The organism is Methylobacterium sp. 22177 (genome assembly GCF_052045615.1).
GTDB lineage: Bacteria > Pseudomonadota > Alphaproteobacteria > Rhizobiales > Beijerinckiaceae > Methylobacterium > Methylobacterium radiotolerans.
Genome location: NZ_JBQEPK010000028.1, coordinates 50,064 through 68,177, shown reverse-complemented (window position 1 = coordinate 68,177; position 18,114 = coordinate 50,064). Strand labels below are relative to the sequence as shown.

The 18,114-nt window shown below is 71.7% G+C and carries 15 protein-coding genes; 4 read left to right on the top strand and 11 right to left on the bottom strand.

Annotated elements, in window-relative coordinates; translation table 11 throughout:
- Positions 1 to 13: 13 nt before the first annotated feature.
- From metH to ACTJK8_RS22315, 3 genes are all read right to left on the bottom strand, one after another.
- Positions 14 to 3,766, bottom strand: a complete 3,753-nt coding sequence (metH, locus tag ACTJK8_RS22325; protein WP_063110006.1) for a methionine synthase — start codon at positions 3,764 to 3,766, stop codon at positions 14 to 16.
- A gap of 301 nt (positions 3,767 to 4,067) precedes the next feature.
- Complete coding sequence (metF, locus tag ACTJK8_RS22320) at positions 4,068 to 4,985, bottom strand: methylenetetrahydrofolate reductase [NAD(P)H] (RefSeq protein ID WP_012319099.1); 918 nt, start codon at positions 4,983 to 4,985, stop codon at positions 4,068 to 4,070.
- A gap of 56 nt (positions 4,986 to 5,041) precedes the next feature.
- The gene (locus tag ACTJK8_RS22315; RefSeq protein WP_024830135.1) at positions 5,042 to 6,061 is read right to left on the bottom strand and encodes an ArsR/SmtB family transcription factor; all 1,020 of its coding nucleotides are present in this window, start codon (positions 6,059 to 6,061) and stop codon (positions 5,042 to 5,044) included.
- A gap of 153 nt (positions 6,062 to 6,214) precedes the next feature.
- Between ACTJK8_RS22315 and ACTJK8_RS22310 the strand changes: the two genes are divergently transcribed.
- Entirely contained in the window at positions 6,215 to 6,796 is a 582-nt protein-coding gene (locus tag ACTJK8_RS22310; RefSeq protein WP_076727481.1) for a histidine phosphatase family protein, read from the top strand.
- A 3-nt stretch (positions 6,797 to 6,799) separates the two neighbouring features.
- Here ACTJK8_RS22310 and ACTJK8_RS22305 read toward each other — a convergent pair whose 3' ends face one another.
- From ACTJK8_RS22305 to ACTJK8_RS22280, 6 genes are all read right to left on the bottom strand, one after another.
- Positions 6,800 to 7,696 (bottom strand): bestrophin family protein, encoded by an 897-nt coding sequence (locus ACTJK8_RS22305; RefSeq protein ID WP_012319102.1) that lies wholly within the window; start codon positions 7,694 to 7,696, stop codon positions 6,800 to 6,802.
- 123 nt (positions 7,697 to 7,819) lie between these two features.
- Complete coding sequence (locus ACTJK8_RS22300; protein ID WP_440762518.1) at positions 7,820 to 8,758, bottom strand: ROK family protein; 939 nt, start codon at positions 8,756 to 8,758, stop codon at positions 7,820 to 7,822.
- The gene (locus ACTJK8_RS22295; protein WP_012319104.1) at positions 8,758 to 10,131 is read right to left on the bottom strand and encodes a dicarboxylate/amino acid:cation symporter; all 1,374 of its coding nucleotides are present in this window, start codon (positions 10,129 to 10,131) and stop codon (positions 8,758 to 8,760) included. Before ACTJK8_RS22295 ends, ACTJK8_RS22300 begins: the two co-directional genes overlap by 1 nt.
- Before the next feature lie 245 nt (positions 10,132 to 10,376).
- Positions 10,377 to 11,363, bottom strand: a complete 987-nt coding sequence (locus tag ACTJK8_RS22290; RefSeq protein ID WP_012319105.1) for a hypothetical protein — start codon at positions 11,361 to 11,363, stop codon at positions 10,377 to 10,379.
- 318 nt (positions 11,364 to 11,681) lie between these two features.
- Complete coding sequence (msrB, locus tag ACTJK8_RS22285) at positions 11,682 to 12,092, bottom strand: peptide-methionine (R)-S-oxide reductase MsrB (RefSeq protein WP_012319106.1); 411 nt, start codon at positions 12,090 to 12,092, stop codon at positions 11,682 to 11,684.
- 98 nt (positions 12,093 to 12,190) lie between these two features.
- Complete coding sequence (locus ACTJK8_RS22280; RefSeq protein WP_041372312.1) at positions 12,191 to 13,381, bottom strand: YihY/virulence factor BrkB family protein; 1,191 nt, start codon at positions 13,379 to 13,381, stop codon at positions 12,191 to 12,193.
- 113 nt (positions 13,382 to 13,494) lie between these two features.
- Here ACTJK8_RS22280 and ACTJK8_RS22275 point away from each other — a divergent pair, with 113 nt between their 5' ends.
- From ACTJK8_RS22275 to ACTJK8_RS22265, 3 genes are all read left to right on the top strand, one after another.
- A complete protein-coding gene (locus ACTJK8_RS22275) occupies positions 13,495 to 14,568 on the top strand; it encodes a UV damage repair endonuclease (RefSeq protein WP_012319108.1) in 1,074 nt (357 codons plus the stop codon).
- A gap of 46 nt (positions 14,569 to 14,614) precedes the next feature.
- Positions 14,615 to 15,166: an RBBP9/YdeN family alpha/beta hydrolase gene (locus ACTJK8_RS22270; RefSeq protein ID WP_012319109.1), complete on the top strand. Its 552-nt coding sequence runs from the start codon at positions 14,615 to 14,617 to the stop codon at positions 15,164 to 15,166.
- A gap of 150 nt (positions 15,167 to 15,316) precedes the next feature.
- On the top strand, positions 15,317 to 15,544 hold the full coding sequence (locus ACTJK8_RS22265; RefSeq protein WP_012319110.1) for a hypothetical protein: 228 nt from the start codon (positions 15,317 to 15,319) through the stop codon (positions 15,542 to 15,544).
- A gap of 7 nt (positions 15,545 to 15,551) precedes the next feature.
- On the opposite strand, the gene ACTJK8_RS22260 is transcribed toward ACTJK8_RS22265, so the two are convergent.
- On the bottom strand, positions 15,552 to 16,580 hold the full coding sequence (locus ACTJK8_RS22260) for a YcjF family protein (protein WP_440762517.1): 1,029 nt from the start codon (positions 16,578 to 16,580) through the stop codon (positions 15,552 to 15,554).
- A gap of 28 nt (positions 16,581 to 16,608) precedes the next feature.
- The gene (locus tag ACTJK8_RS22255) at positions 16,609 to 18,054 is read right to left on the bottom strand and encodes a YcjX family protein (RefSeq protein WP_063110053.1); all 1,446 of its coding nucleotides are present in this window, start codon (positions 18,052 to 18,054) and stop codon (positions 16,609 to 16,611) included.
- Positions 18,055 to 18,114 lie beyond the last annotated feature (60 nt).

The following is an 18,114-nucleotide window of genomic DNA, read 5'->3' as shown; positions in this document are numbered from 1 at the left end:
CGGTGGCCCGCCCCTACTCGGCCGCCTGCGGCAGGTACCGCGCCGGGTCGTAGTTCAGGATCGGCCCGAGCCAGCGCTCGACCTCGCGGACATCCATCCCCTTGCGGGCGGCGTAATCCTCGACCTGATCCCGCTCCACCTTGGCGACGCCGAAATAGTGCGCCTCCGGGTGGGCGATGTAGATCCCCGACACCGACGAGCCCGGCCACATGGCGTAGGACTCGGTGAGCTTCACGCCGATCCGGCTCTCGGCCTTGAGCAGGTCGAACAGAGTCGTCTTCTCGGTGTGGTCGGGCTGGGCCGGGTAGCCCGGGGCCGGGCGGATGCCGTCGTACTTCTCCAGCACCAGCTCATCGGGGCCGTAGGCCTCGTCGGCCGCGTAGCCCCAGAACTCCTTGCGCACCCGCTCGTGCATCCGCTCGGCGAAGGCCTCGGCGATGCGGTCGGCGAGCGCCTTCACGAGGATCGCCCGGTAATCGTCGTTCGCCCGCTCGAAGCGCTCGGCGATCCGCACCTCCTCCAGACCCGCCGTGACCACGAAGCCGCCGACATAATCGGCAATGCCGGTCTCGGCCGGCGCCACGAAGTCCGACAGGCAGGTGTTCGACCGCCCGTCGCGCTTCGAGAGCTGCTGGCGCAGGCCGTGGAAGGTGGCGAGCCGCTCCGACCGGCTCTCGCCGGTGTAGAGCGCGATGTCGTCGCCGACGCTGTTGGCCGGCCAGAAGCCGATCACCGCCTTCGGGTTGAACCAGCGCTCCTCCACGATCTGCTTCAGCATGCCTTGCGCGTCCTCGTAGAGGGCGCGGGCGGCCGGGCCCTGCTCCGGGTCGTCCAGGATCGCCGGGAAGCGGCCCTTGAACTCGTAGGTCTGCAGGAACGGCGTCCAGTCGATGTAGGGCACGAGGTCCGCGACCTCGTAGGAGCCGTAGACCCGGGTGCCGGTGAAGCTGGGCTTGGCCGGCTTGTAGGCCGACCAGTCGATCTTGAACGCGTTGGTCCGCGCCTTGGCGAGCGGGAGCCGCTGCTTGTCGGCCTCCGACCGCTTGTGGGCGTCGGCGACCTTGGCGTACTCGGCCCGGACCTTCTCGATCGTGGCGCCGCGGGTCTCTTTGGAGATCAGGCTCGAGACCACGCCGACCGCGCGGCTCGCGTCGGTGACGTAGACCGCCTGACCCTTGGCGTAGGCCGGGTGGATCTTCACCGCCGTGTGGACGCGGCTCGTGGTGGCGCCGCCGATCAGCAGCGGCACGTCGAGACCCTCGCGCTCCATCTCGCCCGCCACGTGGACCATCTCATCGAGCGACGGTGTGATCAGGCCGGACAGGCCGACGATGTCGACCTTCTCGGTCTTGGCGGTCTCCAGGATCTTGGCGGCCGGCACCATCACGCCGAGATCGATGATCTCGTAGTTGTTGCAGGCCAGCACGACGCCGACGATGTTCTTGCCGATGTCGTGGACGTCGCCCTTCACGGTGGCCATCAGCACCTTGCCGGCGGCCTGTCGCTTGCCGTCGCCGCCGTTGGCGCGCTTCTCCTCCTCCATGAACGGCTCGAGATAGGCGACCGCCTGCTTCATCACGCGGGCCGACTTCACGACTTGGGGCAGGAACATCTTTCCGGAGCCGAACAGGTCGCCGACCACGTTCATGCCGGCCATCAGCGGGCCCTCGATGACGTGGAGCGGGCGCTCGGCCTTCTGTCGCGCCTCCTCGGTGTCGGCCACGATGTACTCGGTGATGCCGTTGACCAGCGCGTGCTCGATGCGCTTCTCGACGGGCGCCTCGCGCCACGTCAGGTCGGCGGTCTTGGCCTGGGCCGAGGCGCCGGTCTTGAAGCGCTCGGCGGCCTCCAGCAGGCGCTCGGTGGAATCGTCGCGGCGGTTGAGGACCACGTCCTCGCACAGCTCGCGCAGCTCCGCCGGGATCTCGTCATACACGGCGAGCTGGCCGGCATTGACGATGCCCATGTCCATGCCGGCCTTGATGCAGTGGAACAGGAACACCGCGTGCATCGCCTCGCGCACCGGCTCGTTGCCGCGGAACGCGAAGGACAGGTTCGAGACGCCGCCCGAGATATGGGCGTGCGGCAGGGTCTCGCGGATCGTGCGGGTCGCCTCGATGAAGGCCACGCCGTACGGGTTGTGTTCCTCGATACCGGTGGCGACGGCGAAGATGTTCGGATCGAAGATGATGTCCTCGGGCGGGAAGCCGACCTGCTCGGTCAGGATCCGGTAGGCCTTGGTGCAGATCTCGACCTTGCGCTCGTAGGAATCCGCCTGCCCCTGCTCGTCGAAGGCCATCACCACCACGGCGGCCCCGTAGGAGCGGCAGACCTTGGCGGCCTCGATGAACTTCTCCTCGCCCTCCTTCATCGAGATCGAGTTCACGATCGGCTTGCCCTGGATGCACTTCAGGCCGGCCTCGATCACCTCGAACTTCGAGGAATCGACCATCACGGGCACCCGGGCGATGTCGGGCTCGGCGGCGACGAGGTTCAGGAACTCGACCATCGCCTTCTGGGAGTCGAGCAGGCCCTCGTCCATGTTGACGTCGATCACCTGGGCGCCGGCTGCCACCTGATCGCGGGCGACGTCGAGCGCCGCCGCGTAGTCGCCGTTGGTGATGAGCTTGCGGAATTTGGCCGAGCCGGTGACGTTCGTGCGCTCGCCCACGTTCACGAAGGGGATTTCTGGCGTGAGGACGAAGGGCTCCAGGCCCGAGAGCCGCATCAGGCGCGGCACCTCGGGGATCGGCCGCGGCGCCTTGCCGGCGACGGCCTCCGCGATGGCGCGGATGTGGTCCGGGGTGGTGCCGCAGCAGCCGCCGACCATGTTGACGAGGCCGGATTCGGCGAACTCGCCGACCAGCTTGCCCATCGCCTCCGGACTCTCGTCGTAGAGGCCGAACTCGTTCGGCAGGCCGGCATTCGGGTAGGCGCAGACCAGGGTATCGCAGATCCGCGACAGCTCGGCGATGTGGCCGCGCATCTCGCGGGCACCGAGCGCGCAGTTGAGGCCGAAGGTCAGCGGCTCGGAATGGCGCAGGGAGTGCCAGAAGGCCGCCGGGGTCTGGCCCGACAGGGTGCGGCCCGAGAGATCCGTGATCGTGCCGGAGATCTGGATCGGCAGGCGGATGCCGGTCTCGTCGAAGACTTGCCACGCCGCCGCCACTGCGGCCTTGGCGTTCAGCGTGTCGAAGATGGTCTCGATCAGGATCAGCTCGGCACCGCCGTCGATCAGGCCGCGGACCTGCTCCACGTAAGCCTGCTTGACCTGATCGAAGGTGACGGCCCGGAAGCCCGGGTTGTTCACGTCCGGCGAGATCGACAAAGTCCGGTTCGTCGGGCCGATGGCGCCGGCCACGAAGCGGCGGCGTCCGTCCTTCTGCTCGGCGAGCTTGGCGGCCTCACGGGCGAGCCTTGCGCCCTCGGCGTTCAGCTCGTGGATGATCGACTCCATGCCGTAATCGGCCTGGGCGATGGTGGTGCCCGAGAAGGTGTTGGTCTCGCAGACGTCGGCGCCGGCCAGGAAGTAGTCGAGGTGGATCTGCCGGATCGCGTCGGGCTGGGTCAGGATCAGGAGGTCGTTGTTGCCCTTCTGATCGTGGCCGTGATCCTTGAACCGGTCGCCGCGGAAATCCTCTTCCGAGAACTTCAGCCGCTGGATCACGGTGCCCATCGCCCCGTCGAGGACGAGGATCTTTTCCGCCGCGCGCTGGCGCAGGGCCTTCGCGATCTCGGTGCCGTCGACGGGGGCAAAATCGGTCATCGTGCGTCCTGTCAGATCACCTCGTCCCGAGGTGCCGGAGCGAAGCGGAGGCCTCGCAGGAGGCCGCCTGATATCTCGGTGTTCCCTGAAACCCTCCTTCAAGGCCGCTGCTGCGGCACCTCAGGAGGGTGAAAAACTTCGTTCTATCAGACGCTTCCGTGCCATGGGCGCGGAAGCGTCCCCGTCTTTGTGAGCAAAGCGAAGCGATCCAGCTGCGCCACGCTCACGGAGGTCGCGCTGCCCTGGGTGCTTCGCTGCGCGCGCGATGGCGGATCGGGGTCGTCGAGCGCAGTCTCGAGAATCAAGCCGCCGCCTTCGCCGCCAGCTTCGGCGCCTGAGCGCGCAGGCCGAGCAGGTGGCAGATCGCGTAGACCAGATCCGAGCGGTTCATCGAGTAGAAGTGGAAGTCGTTGACGCCCTCATCCACCAAGTCGAGCACCTGCTCAGCCGCCACCGCGGCGGCGACGAGGCGGCGGGTCTCCACGTCGTCCTCCAGCCCCTCGAACCGGGCGGCCAGCCAGTAGGGCACCGAGGCGCCGGTGCGGCGGGCGAAGTTCGCCGCCTGCTTGAAGTTCTGCACCGGCAGGATGCCCGGGATGATCGGGATGGTGATCCCGGCCGCCCGGACCTTCTCCAGGTAGCGCAGGTAGATCTCGTTCTCGAAGAAGAACTGGGTGATCGCCTGATCGGCCCCGGCATCGACTTTGGCCTTCAGGGCGTCGATGTCGGCGTCCAGCGAGGCCGCCTCGGGATGCTTCTCGGGGTAGGCCGAGACCGAGACCTTGAAGTCGCCGATCCGCTTGATCCCCTGCACCAGCTCGGCGGTCGAGGCGTAGCCTTCCGGATGGGGCCGGTAGGCGTGGCCGACGCCCTCGGCCGGGTCGCCGCGCAGGGCCACGATGTGGCGCACGCCCGCGTCCCAGTAGGACTGCACCACCGCGTCGATCTCGTCGCGGGAGGCGTCCACGCAGGTGAGGTGGGCGGCGGGCTTGAGGCCGGTCTCGCGGACCATCCGGGCGACCGTGTTGTGAGTGCGCTCGCGGGTCGAGCCACCGGCCCCGTAGGTCACCGAGACGAAGCTCGGCTGCAGCGGCGCGAGGCGCTCGATGGAGTTCCAGAGGATCTTCTCCATCTCGTCGGTCTTCGGCGGGAAGAACTCGATCGAGACGCGGATCGGGTGGTAGCCGTCGCGGCTGGCGCGGTGGGTGGAGCGGCGCATCGGGGTCTCGTCCTCTATGTCGGTCGGTTCAGACGAAGTCTGCGGAGTTCGGTGTCTCAGGCGACGGCGCGCTGAGGCTGTTCTGTGTCGGTCAGCCCGTCTTGGGCCAGCCCGTCCTGGGCCAGCCAGAGGGTGACGGTGAGCTGGCCGGACTCGCGCGGCGCCAGATCGCGGGTGGCGACCGTGGCGAGGCCGGCCTCGGCGAGCCAGCCGGAGACCTGGTCGGCCGAGAAGCCGAGGCGCCGGTGGGCCTGTCCGGTGCGCAGGAACTCCAGATCGTGCGGCGCGAAATCCACCACCAGCAGGCGGCCGCCCGGCGCCACGAGCCGCGCGGCGCCGCGGAGCGCCCGGGCCGGGTCGTCGAGATAATGCAGCACCTGATGGACCACGACGAGGTCGAAACTCGCCCGCGCGAAGGGCGGCGCGTGAATGTCGCCCTGCCGCAGATCGACCCGCGCGAGGCCCTGGCGCTCCAGGTTGGCCCGGGCGACGGACAGCATGGCGTGGCTCGAATCGAGGCCGGTGGCGCGGCCGGCCCGGGGCGCCAGGAGGCCGAGCATCCGGCCGGTGCCGGTCCCGAGATCGATCAGGCTGCCGATCGGGCGGTCGCCCAGGGCGTCGAGCACCGCGGCCTCCACGATCGCCTCGGGCACGTGCAGGGAGCGCAGCTCGTCCCATTTGGGAGCCAGCCGGGCGAAGAAGGTCGTGGCCGCCTCGGCCCGCTGCGCCCGGACGGCGTCGAGCCGCGCGCGGTCCTCCGAGAGCGGCGGCGCGGTCCGGTCGAGCCCGGACAGCAGCGGGTCCGCCAGGCCGGCGCGGGCGTCGGACAGCCGGAAGAACGCCCAGGCCCCCTCGCGGTGGCGCTCGACCAGCCCGGCCTCCACCAGGAGCTTCAGGTGGCGGGAGATCCGCGGCTGGGACTGGCCGAGGATGTCGGTGAGGTCGGAGACCGACAGCTCACCCTCGACGAGGAGCGCCAGGATGCGCAGGCGCGTCTCCTCCGCGGCCGCACGCAGGACGCCCAGGGCTTCCGGAAAGGGGATCGACCCCGCCTCTTGCCTGCGTTCGATAGACATAAAGATATGTTTATGTCCGTTTCGACGCGGACGCAAGCGCGATCTTGAATCGGCCTGAGACGATCGTGCCGAGCCGATGAGACCGGAGCGCGGCGGCCGCGTTGACGGCAGGATCGATGGCAGGGCCGCGGACCGCGCGCCCGGGAGGCGCCCATGGCCGAGAGCCCGTTCCCGCAGATCACGCTGGTCCGCCACGGCGAGACCGCCTGGAGCCGGTCCGGTCAGCATACCGGGCGCAGCGACATCCCCCTGACGCCGGAGGGCGAGGAGGCGGCGCGCGCCCTCGCCCCGCGCCTGGCGGCCCGCGCCTACGCGGAGGTCTGGTCGAGCCCGTCGAGCCGGGCGGCCACGACCTGCGCGCTGGCGGGTTTCGGCGACCGCCGCATGATCGACCCGGATCTCGCGGAGTGGGATTACGGCGCCTACGAGGGCCGGACCACGAAGGCGATCCTGGCCGAGCGGCCGGACTGGCGCCTGTTCCGCGACGGCTGCCCCGGCGGCGAGACGGCGGCGGACGTCGGTGTCCGGGCGGACCGGGTCATCGCCCGGGCCCGCGCCCGCGACGCCGACCTGATCGTGTTCTCCAGCGCGCATGTCCTGCGCGTGCTCGCCGCGCGCTGGATCGGCCTGGAGCCGCGGGGCGGCGCGCTCCTCGTCCTCGGCACGGCGAGCGTCTCGGTCCTCGGCTACGAGCACGACCGGACCGAGCCCGTGCTGCGCGCCTGGAACGGGTAGGCGCTAGCGCAGCCAGTACCCGTCCGGCGCCAGCGCCTGGGGCATCGGCTCGCCGAGGGCGTGGTGGACGATGCGGTCCACGGCGCGGACCATGGCGTCGAGGGGCAGGTCGTTGGGCTCGGTGCCGAACGGTTCCTCCAGCTCGTCGCCGAGGGCGTCGAGGCCGAAGAACGTGTAGGCCACGAGCGCGACCACGATCGGGGTCGCCCAGCCGAGCGAGCCGGTGAGGCCCACCGGCAGGAGCAGGCAGTAGAGCCACGCGGTCCGGTACACGAGCAGCGTGTAGGCGAAGGGCAGCGGCGTGTTGGCGAGCCGCTCGCAGGCGGTGTGCACGCCCGACAGCGCCTCTATCCGGGCCTCGAGGATGCCGAACTGGATGTCGCTGAGCCGGCCCGCGCGCGTCAGCGCGGCGAGGTCGCGGGTGATGGCGGCCAGGACCGAGTCGGTGGGGTTCGGACCGGACAGGTCCGAACCCGGGCTGGTCCGGTCGACGGCGGCGGCCTCGTCCAGGTCGCGCAGGCGGGCGTGGAGGCCGTGCGCGAAGGCCGACAGGCGCCGGAGCTGGAGCGCGGCCTCCCGCTCGGGCAGCAGGGCCGGGAGGGAGCGAGCGAGGTTGCGCACCTCGCCGATCAGGTTGCCCCAGTGCTTCCGGGCCTCCCACCAGCGCTCGTAGCAGGCGTTGTTGCGGAAGCTCAGGAAGATCGAGAGGGCGAGCCCGACCACGGTAAACGGCGTCACACCGGCGCTGATCGGGAACAGCGCGGGCCAGCGCGACTCCGCCCACACCACCGCGCACGAGACCGCGATGATCCCGGCGAGCTTGGGCGCCACCCGCGGCAGGATCGAGCCGCGCAGGGTGAACAGCAGGGTCAGCAGGCTGGGCCGGGTGCGGACGATCATCGGGACTTCGGCGATGCGGTGCCGCCGTCCTGCCCTGCCCCCTCCGGACCCGCAAGCGACGTCTCCGTGAGCTCGGCAGTTCCATCGGGCTCGGGCAAGCGTCGGGCAAGCCTCGGACAGGTCTCAGCCGGCCTCCGGCTCCCACAGCCACGCCGCCCCGCGCACGCCCGAGGCGTCGCCGTGCAGGCTCGCCCGCACGGGCGTGTCGAAGGCGTCGGAGAAGACGTGGGGGGCGATCGCCGCCGGCAGGCCCGCGATCAGCTCCGGGATGCGCGACAGGCCGCCGCCGATCACGATCACGTCCGGGTCGAGGAGGTTCACCACCTGGGCGGCCGCACGCCCGAGCCGCTCGAGATGGACGGCGAGCGTCTCCCGCGCCGCCGGGCTTCCGGCCCGGGCCGCGGTGACGATCGCCTCGGCGGCGAGGCTGCCGCCGTGCCGCCGCGCGTGGTCCGCCGCCAGGCCGGGACCGGACAGCCAGGTCTCGACGCAGCCCCGGCGACCGCAGTAGCAGGCGGCGCCCGGCCGCTCGTCGTCGCGGGGCGCCGGCAGCGGGCCGTGGCCCCACTCACCCGCGATGCCGTTGCGGCCCGTGAGCACCCGACCGTCGAGGGCGATGCCGGACCCGACGCCGGTCCCCAGGATCACCGCCCAGACCACGCTGGCCCCGGCCCCGGCGCCGTCGATCGCCTCCGACACCGCCAGGCAATTGGCGTCGTTCTCGATCCGCAGCGGGCGCTCCAGGCGCGCGCCGAGATCGGCCGCGAACGGGTGTCCGTTGAGCCAGTGCGAGTTGGCGTTGCGCACGAGGCCCGTCGCCGGGGACAGGCTCCCCGGCATGCCGATGCCGACGCTGCAGGGCGCGCCGGCCTCGGCCTCGAGACGCAGGACGAGGTCGGCCACGGCCTCGACGGTGGCCCGGTAGGCGCCGCGCGGGGCGGGCATCCGCGCCTCGGCCAGGGTCGTCCCGTCCCGGCTGAGCACGATCCCGGCGATCTTGGTGCCGCCGAGATCGATGCCGAGGCGCGGGCGACCTGTGTTCTCCGCCGCGGGCGATCCCATCACTCGGCGGCGGCGACCTTGCTGTCGGTGCCCATCGGCTGCGGCGCCTCGTCGGCGATGTGGGTGCCGATGGCGACCGGGTGGGCCATCACCTCGTTGAGCTTGGCGACGTCGAGCTCGCCCTCCCAGCGGCTGACCACCACGCAGGCGACGCCGTTGCCCACGAGGTTGGTGAGCGCGCGGCACTCGGACATGAACTTGTCGATGCCGAGGACCAGGGTCATGGCGGCGACCGGGACCGGGCTGTTGGGGATCGCCGAGAGCGTCGCCGCCAGGGTGATGAAGCCCGCGCCGGTGACGCCCGAGGCGCCCTTCGAGGTCAGCATCGCCACCAGGATGATGGTCGCGTACTGGCTGATCGACAGGTCCACGCCCACGGCCTGCGCGAGGAACAGCGTCGCCAGCGTCATGTAGATGTTGGTGCCGTCGAGGTTGAACGAGTAGCCGGTCGGCACCACGAGGCCCACGACCGAGTCCGAGGCGCCGAGGCGGCGCATCTTGGTCATGAGCTGCGGCAGCACCGTCTCGGAGGACGACGTGCCGACCACGATCAGCAGCTCGTCCTTGATGTAGGCGAGGAAGCGCAGGATCGAGAAGCCCGCCACCCGGGCGATCGCCCCGAGCACCACGAGCACGAACAGCAGCGCCGTGATGTAGAAGGTGCCGACGAGCCACGCGAGGTCGTAGACCTTCTGGATCCCGTACTCGCCGATCGTGAACGCCATGGCGCCGAAGGCGCCGACGGGGGCGAGCTTCACGACGATGCCGATGATCCGGAAGAAGATCTGGCCGGCCGTGTCGATCGCGTGGTTCACCGAGGCCGCCCGATCGCCGAGATTCGTCACCACGACGCCGGTGAGGATCGAGATCAGCAGCACCTGCAGCAGGTCGCCGGTGGCGAAGGGGTCGAGGAAGCTCTTCGGGATGATCGCCAGGATGTGGGCGACCGTGGAATCGGCCGCCGCCTTGCTGGCGTAGGTCGCGACCTTGCTGGCATCGAGCTTCGACGGGTCGGCGTTGAAGCCGGCGCCGGGCCGGATCACCTCACCGACGATGACGCCGATCAGCAGCGCGATGGTGGACACGACCTCGAAGTAGACCAGCGCCTTCAGGCCGACGCGGCCGACCTTCTTCAGGTCGCCGATCGACGCGATGCCGTGGACGATCGTGCAGAAGATGATCGGCGCGATCATCATCTTGATCAGGCCGATGAAGGCGTCGCCGAGCCACTTCATCGACTTGCCGGTGGCCGGGTCGTACCAGCCGAGCAGCACGCCGAGCGCGATGGCGATCAGCACCTGGATGTAGAGCACCTTGTACCAGGGCTCGCGGGGCGCTGCGGCGGGAGCCGTCGCCTGGATTGCCTGTGCCATGTCCATCCCGTGCGACGACCGCGCACCCTCCCGATTTGCCGGCACGCTAGCGATTATCACCCGGCGCCTCAACGGCTGCACGCTTATCGGCCCGGAACCATCCGTGACAAAAACCTGTCAGTCCCGGGCGAAGACTTCGCGCGTCCTGCAGAGCCGGGGACCCGCGAAAGCAGACGGGCCGCAGCGCGGTCTGCGCTGCGGCCCGGCCGTGTCTCGCGTCGTTGCGCCGCGGGGCGTGCCGCGCGTCAGGTCTGCTGCTGGGTCCGGCGGGGGCGGACGGTCCAGCGCTCGAACATCGAGGCGGGATCATCGCTCTTCCCGTCCTTGTTCTCGGCGGCGGGATCGGGCTGCTGGTGGATCGCCGCGCCGAGCGCCTGCGACAGGCTCTCGATGACGTCGTCGATGCGGGCATCCCCGTGCAGGGCGTCGCCGGTGCCGCCCTGCGGGGCGGGCGTCTCGGCGGCCGGCGCGGCGTGCGCGGCCGCTTCCGGCGCGGGCTCCGGCTGCGGCTCGGGCTCGGGGTGATGCTCCGGGGCCGGCTCGGGCGGGCGCGGGGCGGAGGCGGCGGGCTCCGGAGCCGGCGGCGGGGCCGCGACGACCGGCGCTGCGGCGGCCGGAGCCGCCGGGGCCGCGGCCCGGCGCATGGCGCCCATCGCGCCCTCGTCGGACTCGGTGGTCCGGCTGCTGCTGCCGTAGCGGCCGAAGCCGAACCGGGGCTCGATCAGGTCCAGCACCGCGTCCAGCGCGGCGTTGCTCAGCGCCACCTCCTCGGCGGCCGGCACGCCCTGGATGGCCAGCGCCGCCCGCTCGAAGGCCGGCTCGTTGCTGACCTCGCGGCCGAACCAGCTCGGGGCATGGAAGCCGGCGGCCTCGCCGTCATTGTCGAAGGCGACGCTGATCAGGTCCAGGCTGCCGGGGGTGACGTAGCGGTCGATGGCGATCTCGCGCCCGCCGGCATTCAGGGTGGTGCGGTCGTAGGCGGCCTTGCCGGGGCAGACGTCCAGCAGGGCGTCGCCGTGGGCGCGCGGGACGTCGGTGCGCTCCTCGACCGGGATGCCGTCCGGCCCCTTGTTCACCAGGACCAGCTGGCAGACCTGGCCGTCGACGCGCACGTACGAGGCGCGGCCGCCCTGGGGCGCGAAGTGACCCTCGGTGATCCGGGCGCCGCCCCGCTCCTTGCGGATCAGGCGGACCAGGGACGGTGCGACCAGAAATCGGCGAACGGTGCTCATGAACTCAAAACCCCTCCCGCTTGGTCGGCGGTGCGCCGATCCGGCGGACAGCCCTCAGCGCCGCCGGGCCGCACGGAAGGGGGCACGTGGAGCCGACCCGCACGGCGTATAAGCTGACTGCCACGCCGTATTCGTCAGAGCCTGACCGCTTCCGTCGCCAATCACCGGACAGCGACAACCTGAGACTATAGAGCGCTAAGCAAAAACGCGACGAAATCAAGACCGGATCGGGTCGAGGATCCGGCCACGGCGCTGCCTGTCCCCGATATCCCGGCTTTCGCGCCCGGTTTCCGAACCCAGGTTAGCGGGACGCGCGACTCATTCAGCCGGCTCGAAATTCATCGCCGCGCCGTTCATGCAGTAGCGCAGGCCGGTCGGCGCCGGGCCGTCGTCGAAGACGTGGCCGAGGTGGCCCTGGCAGCGGGCGCAGTGCACCTCGGTGCGGACCATCCAGTGGCTGCGGTCCACCGTCGTCCCGACGGCGCCGTCGATCGGCTCGAAGAAGCTCGGCCAGCCAGTCCCGGACTCGAACTTGGTGCCCTGCTCGAACAGCGGCTGCCCGCAGCCGGCGCAGGTGAAGGTCCCGGCCCGCTTCTCGGCGAGCAGGCAGCTCGTTCCGGCCCGCTCGGTGCCGTGCTCGCGCAGGACCCGGTACTGCTCCGGCGTCAGCGCCGAGCGCCACTCGGCGTCGCTGCGGGTCTCCGGGCTGGTGGTCGGCGTGTCGGCCATGGCGATCTCCCTTTTCGCCACGCAATATAGGGAACGCGGGCCGTCTCCGGCAGTCCCGGAGGATGCCGCAGGCGTCCCGGGGACCGGAGACGCCGCGTTCAGGCGGCGGCGCCGACGGTGTCGGCCATCCGCGCCCGGCGCGCGCCCATCGGCAGCGGCGCGCCCGTTGTGGTGTCGCGGGCGGTCTGGTGCTCCAGCTCGGCGTTGATCTCGCCCCCGAGCAGCACGATCGTCGACGAGATCCAGATCCACGTCATGAAGCCGATCACGGCCCCCAGCGAGCCGTAGGTCTCATTGTAGGTGCCGAAATTGGCGACGTACCAGGAAAACAGGAGCGAGGCGGCGAGCCAGAGCAGGCCCGCGACGACGCTGCCGACCCCGACCCAGCGCCAGCGGGCATGTTCCCGGCTCGGCCCGAACCGGTAGAGCACCGACAGGCCGCCGAGGAGGACGATCAGGATCGCCGGCCAGCGCAGGGCCGCGAGCAGCCACGCGGTCGAGCCGAGCCCCAGGAAGTTCAGCACCACCGGCACGACCACGATCACGTTGAGCGCGACGATGATGAACAGCAGGGCGCCGACCGTGAAGGTGAGCGACCGGAGGTTGAGCCAGAAGAAGTTCCGCTTCTCCTCCTCCTCGTAGACGACGTTCAGCGCGTCGAACATCGCCTTCATGGCCGCGTTGGCGCTCCAGATCGACAGGAGCAGGCTGGAGAAGAACGTGATGCTGAGGGAGCCGCTGCCCTTGGCGGCGATGCGCTTGACCTGGTCGCCGATGAGTTCGACCGCGCCGGACGGCAGGACCGCGTGCAGCTGGGCGAGGTGATCGTTGATGACGGTCACGTCGGCGAACAGGCCGTAGCAGGAGACCAGCGCGGCGATGGCGGGGAACAGCGACAGCAGCGTGTAGAAGGTCACGCCGGCGGCGACCGCCAGGACCCGGTCCTTGTTGAATTCCAGGTAGACCCGGACGGCGATGTCCTTCCAGCCGGACCGCGTCATCTCGGCGGGGCTGTCGGCGGCGCGACCGCGCTCGGGCTGGGTCGCGGCGGTGAGCTGCGCGGCGCGCCCGGAGATCGAGCGCGCGCCCGCGGCCACGCCCTTCCGCAGGCCCGCGTCGTTGCAGGGCGGGTCGCGGTCGGCCGGCGGCTCGTCGGCGGGAAGAACCGCGGGCACGCCGCGCCGCGCCGGCGCCGCCGCGAGGGCGACCAGCGCCGAGCCGAGCATCAGGATCCAGAGGATCGAGCCGGTCTCGGAGGAGGCGGTCGAACGCGACGGTGACGGGGGCATGGGTCGGAGCCAGTGCGCGGAACTGCCGCGCTCGGGACTCCCAACGTCGTCGTGCCGCGGCCGTTCCGCGCGTCGCACGGGGACGCCGCAGCCCTTCGCGCGTTGTGCTCGTCATGCGCGATCAGCCCCGCCTCGGATTCTGCTGCAAGTTCGTCCTGGACGAGCCTCCCGGCACACACGCCACCCTCAAGGCGGAGCGTGAGGCCACGCTGCACATGAACCTCACCAGCGTTACGATGGCCTATCTCACCAAGCTGGAGCCCGCCGCCCGGCGGGCGAAGCTCGCCGGCCTCGTCGCCCACAACCTCGACGCCCTCGCCCGCCAGATCGCCTGGGTCGGGGCCCGGCCGCCGCTGGAGCGCCTCCTGCGCATGGCGAGCAACGTCCTGCCGGGCTACACCCACCCGATCGCGCAGGCGCTCTACGCCGAGCCCGAGATGGCGGCGCTCGTCGAGCGCGGCCTCGCCGAGGCCGGGGCGCTGGCCCGCCGGCTCGGGGTGCGCCTGAGCTTCCACCCGGGACCGTTCTGCCTGCTGGCGAGCCGCAACCCGGCGGCGATCGCCAACGGCCTGTCCGAGCTCGACTACCACGCCGAGATCTTCGACCGGATGGGCTACGGCGGCGGCTGGCACCCGCACGGCGCCCACATCAACATCCATGTCGGCGCGGGCGATCCCGGGGTCGAGGGCTTCCGCGAGACCCTGCCCCGGGCGAGCCGGGTGGCGCGCGACCTCGTGACGGTGGAGAACGACGAGAACGTCTTCGGCCTCGACGCGGTGCTGCGGCTCGCCGACACCGTGCCGGTCGTGCTCGACCTGCACCACCACTGGGTCGAGAGCGGCGGCGAATATCTCGAGCCGGACGATCCCCGGATCGCCCGGGTGACGGAGTCCTGGCGCGGCGTCCGGCCCGTGGCCCACATCAGCGTGTCGCGCGAGGCGGTCTCCGCCGCCTGCGATCCGGACTCCCTGCCCGACTTCCCGGCCCTGCGCGCGGCCGGCCACGCGGTCCGGGATCTTGCGGCCCATTCCGACATGATGTGGAACCGGGCGGTGAACGACCTCGTCGCCCGGCACCTCGCCTGGGCGGATTTCGAGATCGAGGCCAAGGCGAAGAACTGCGCCTCCGTGCAGATCGCCCGTCACATCCTGGCGCTCGAGGCGGCCGCGCCGATCGCGGCCGAGTGACGGGACGGTCTCGACGCGTCCGCCGGTCCGCACTAGGCATCCCGGTATGAAGACCGCCGATTGCGACATCCTCATCGTCCCGGGGCTCGGGGGCTCCGAGGAAGACCATTGGCAGGCCCGCTGGGCGGGCCGCCTCGCCACCGCGCGCGTGGTCGAGCAGGACCAGTGGCACGCCCCGACCCCGGAGGCGTGGTGCGGGCGCATCGCCGAGGCGGTCGCGGCGGCGACGCGCCCGGTCATCCTGATCGCCCACAGCCTCGGCGTGGTGGCCTGCGTCGAGGCGGTCCCGCTTTTCCCCGCGGGGGTGGTGCGCGGCGCCCTCCTGGTGGCGCTCCCGGATGTCGAGGAGGCGCCGGACCTGCCCGACTCGGTCCGGACCTTCGCGCCGGTGCCGCGCGAGCCCCTGCCCTTCCCGTCCCTGCTGGTCGCCAGCCGCACCGACCCGTACTGCCGCTACGAGCGGGCGGACGACTTCGCCCATGCCTGGGGCGCGCTCACGGTCGACGCGGGCGAGTCCGGCCACCTCAACGTGGCGAGCGGGCACGGGCCCTGGCCCGAGGGGCTGATGCGGCTCGCCGGGTTCCTGAAGGGGCTGTGAGCCTGCGAGCGCCGCCGCGCGCGTGAGGACGGTCGGTGTCCCCGCGGCCGGGGTGAACCGGTGGGGCCGCATTAACGCGCTGTTTACCACCGCCCTCTTCAGTGGCGGCACGGGCGGTCCTTCGTCCCGAAGCCGCCCCTGGAGAGCACCGTGACGCGCAAAGAGCTTCTGGAACGACTCGAAGCGGTGCAGACCGCCCTCGGCCCCCGGGCCCAGAGCAACTTCAACAGCTCGCTGTTCAACGACGTGACGCTGCTGAAGCGGATCGAGGCCTTCGAGGCCAAGCTCGGCGAGCCCGAGAAGCCGAAGACCGCCGACTACACCGGCAACATGTTCTCGCGCATCGCCAACCGCCGCGCCGCCGCGGGCGCCAAGTAGCCCGCCGCTACTTCGGCTCGGCCTCGGCCGAGCGCAGCAGCTCGCCGGCGACGTCGGCGAGCCGCGGCGGGGCCTCCCGCACGAACGGCAGCGGCCGGCAGACGTTCAGCGCCGCGAGCCCGAACCGGGCGGTCATCAGCCCGTTGAGCACGCCCTCCCCCAGCTTGGCGGAGACCCGGGCGGCGATCCCGAGACCCAGCACCTGCTGCATCACGCTCTCGCCCACCGCCATCCCGCCGGTGACCGTGAGATGCGCGAGCGCCGCGCGCCCCAGCCGCAGGAAGCCCAGGAAGCCCGGCCGGCCGCCGTAGATCGCGGCGATCCGGCGCAGCAGCCGCACCGCCGCGAACACCACGAAGGCCACGTCCACGATCGCCCGCGGGCTGAGCGCCGTCACCGCCGAGACCTGCTTGGCCGTTGTCGCGATGGCGTTGCGCGCCTGCCTGTCGAGCCCGGCCAGCAGCTCGTGCTCGGCGAGGCCGATCCGGTCGTCGACGTCGAGGATCGCGTCGGCGGCCGCGTCGACCCGGGCGCGGCCCGCCGCCAGGGCGTCGCGGTCCGCGTAGAAGGTCGAGAGCGCCTGGACCACCGCCTGCGCGCCGGTGTGGTCGCGGGTCGCGAGGGCGTCCAGCGCCGACTGGCGCAGCCGCTCGATCTTGCGCTCCCGCCGCAGGCCGGCGAGTTCCCGCACCACGATCGCCAGCAGCGCGAGCGCCGCGAGGCTGAGCAGCGCCAGGGCCACCCAGCCGAGCCAGGGGGCGGCCTGGAACAGGTCGCTGATCATCCGCTCGACCGACAGGCCGACGCCCAGGGAGACGAGGCCGCCGACCGCCGAGAGGAACAGGGCGCCCCAGGGCGAGCGCCGCCGCGGCGCCACCGGCACGGCGACGCCGTCCGCGGGATCGACGATCTCGAAAGGCTCCTCCACGATCCGGGCCTGCGGCGGCCGGGGGCCGAGCGGCGTCGTGGTCACGCTCGGCGCGGCGGCCGGCTCGGGATTGATCCGGAAGGCGCGGGGTTTCTGGCCGGAGGTCATGGTCGCGGGCTCCGCATCGCACACATCGTCACGCCAGGCGGTCGCCGATCAGGAACTGCATCGCCCGGTCGAGCCGGATCTGCGGCAGGTGCCCGGGGCGGCCGAACCCGTCGGGTCGCACCAGCGGCGGCCGGAAGCGCGGGAAGCGCAGCGAGCCCGGCTCGACCGCACCCTCCAGCACCGCCTCGGCACGGGCGGGCAGCTCGCCCGGGAAGATCGCGGCCTCGCTGTTGCCGTCGAAGACCTCGTCGCCCACCACCTCGCCGGCCTCCGGGGTGCCGGCCACCGCCCGCAGCGTCTCCGACCCGTCGTGGACGGTGGTCTCGCGGGTGGCGCGCACGGAGGCCAGCGCCACGGTGCCGACCCGGGCGCCCGCGGCCTCGGTCCGCCGCATGGCCCGCGACACGAGCAGCCGCAGCAGCGCGTCGAGCCGGTCGTGGCTCGTCTGGTGGAGGTGGTCGGCCTTGGTGGCGGCGAACAGGACCCGGTCGGCCCGGGGGGCGAACAGCCGCGACAGCACCGTGTTGCGGCCGATGTTGAGGCTGAGCAGCACCGCGTCCAGCGCCTCCTCCAGCTCCGCCAGGGCGGTCGGGCCGGCATCGACCGCCGACAGGACGTCCACCAGCACGATCTGCCGGTCGACTCGCTGGAAATGGTCGCGGAAGAACGGCGTCACGACCTTGGCCTTGTAGGCCTCGAAGCGCCGCTCCATCAGCCCGGCGAGGCTGTCGGGGGCGATCGTCTCGGTGAGCCGGTCGAGGGGCGCGAAGGTGAGCGCCGGCGAGCCCGCGAGGTCGCCCGGCATCAGGAACCGGCCCGGGGGCGTCGTCGCCACGGCTTCCGGGCCGGCGCGCAGGCCCGCGAGGTAGGTCTTGAAGGCGTCGCTCGCCCGCTCGGCCGCGACCTCGTCGAGGGGGCCGTTCGGGTCGAAGCCCTTGAGCGCCTCGAGCCAGGGCGCCGCCACGGCGGCGCGGCCGGGTCGGCGCGTGCCGCCGATCGTGGCCCGGGACCACGCGGTGTAGCTGGTCTCGATCAGCGCGAGGTCGAGGAGCCACTCGCCCGGGTAGTCGACCACGTCGAGCATCAGGGTCGCGGGGCCGGAGCGCCAGCCGGCGGCGCGCTCGTAGGCGATCTCCAGGCGGAACTGGCTGATCCGGTCGGTGGAGCGCGGCCACCGCCGCGCCTCGGTGAGGGTCGCGAAATGCTCCTCGAACGGGAAGCGCGGCACGTCGTCGTCGGGCTGGGGCACCAGCTTGGCCCGGCGCAGGCGGCCCTCCTGCGCGGGCGCGAAGGCCGGCAGTGCGTGCGTCTCCACGAGGTGGTGGATCAGCGCCGTGGTGAACACGGTCTTGCCCGACCGCGCGAGCCCGGTCACGCCCAGTCGCAGCGTCGGCTGGACCAGCAGGTCGTGCGAGGCTTCGGCGAAGGCTTTGACGGCCGAGCCGGCACGCGCGGCAAGGTCGATCAGGGGCACGGGCGGGCTCGGGGTGAGGGGAACGGGCCGGGCAGAGGTGGCGCGGCCGGGGCCGAACCG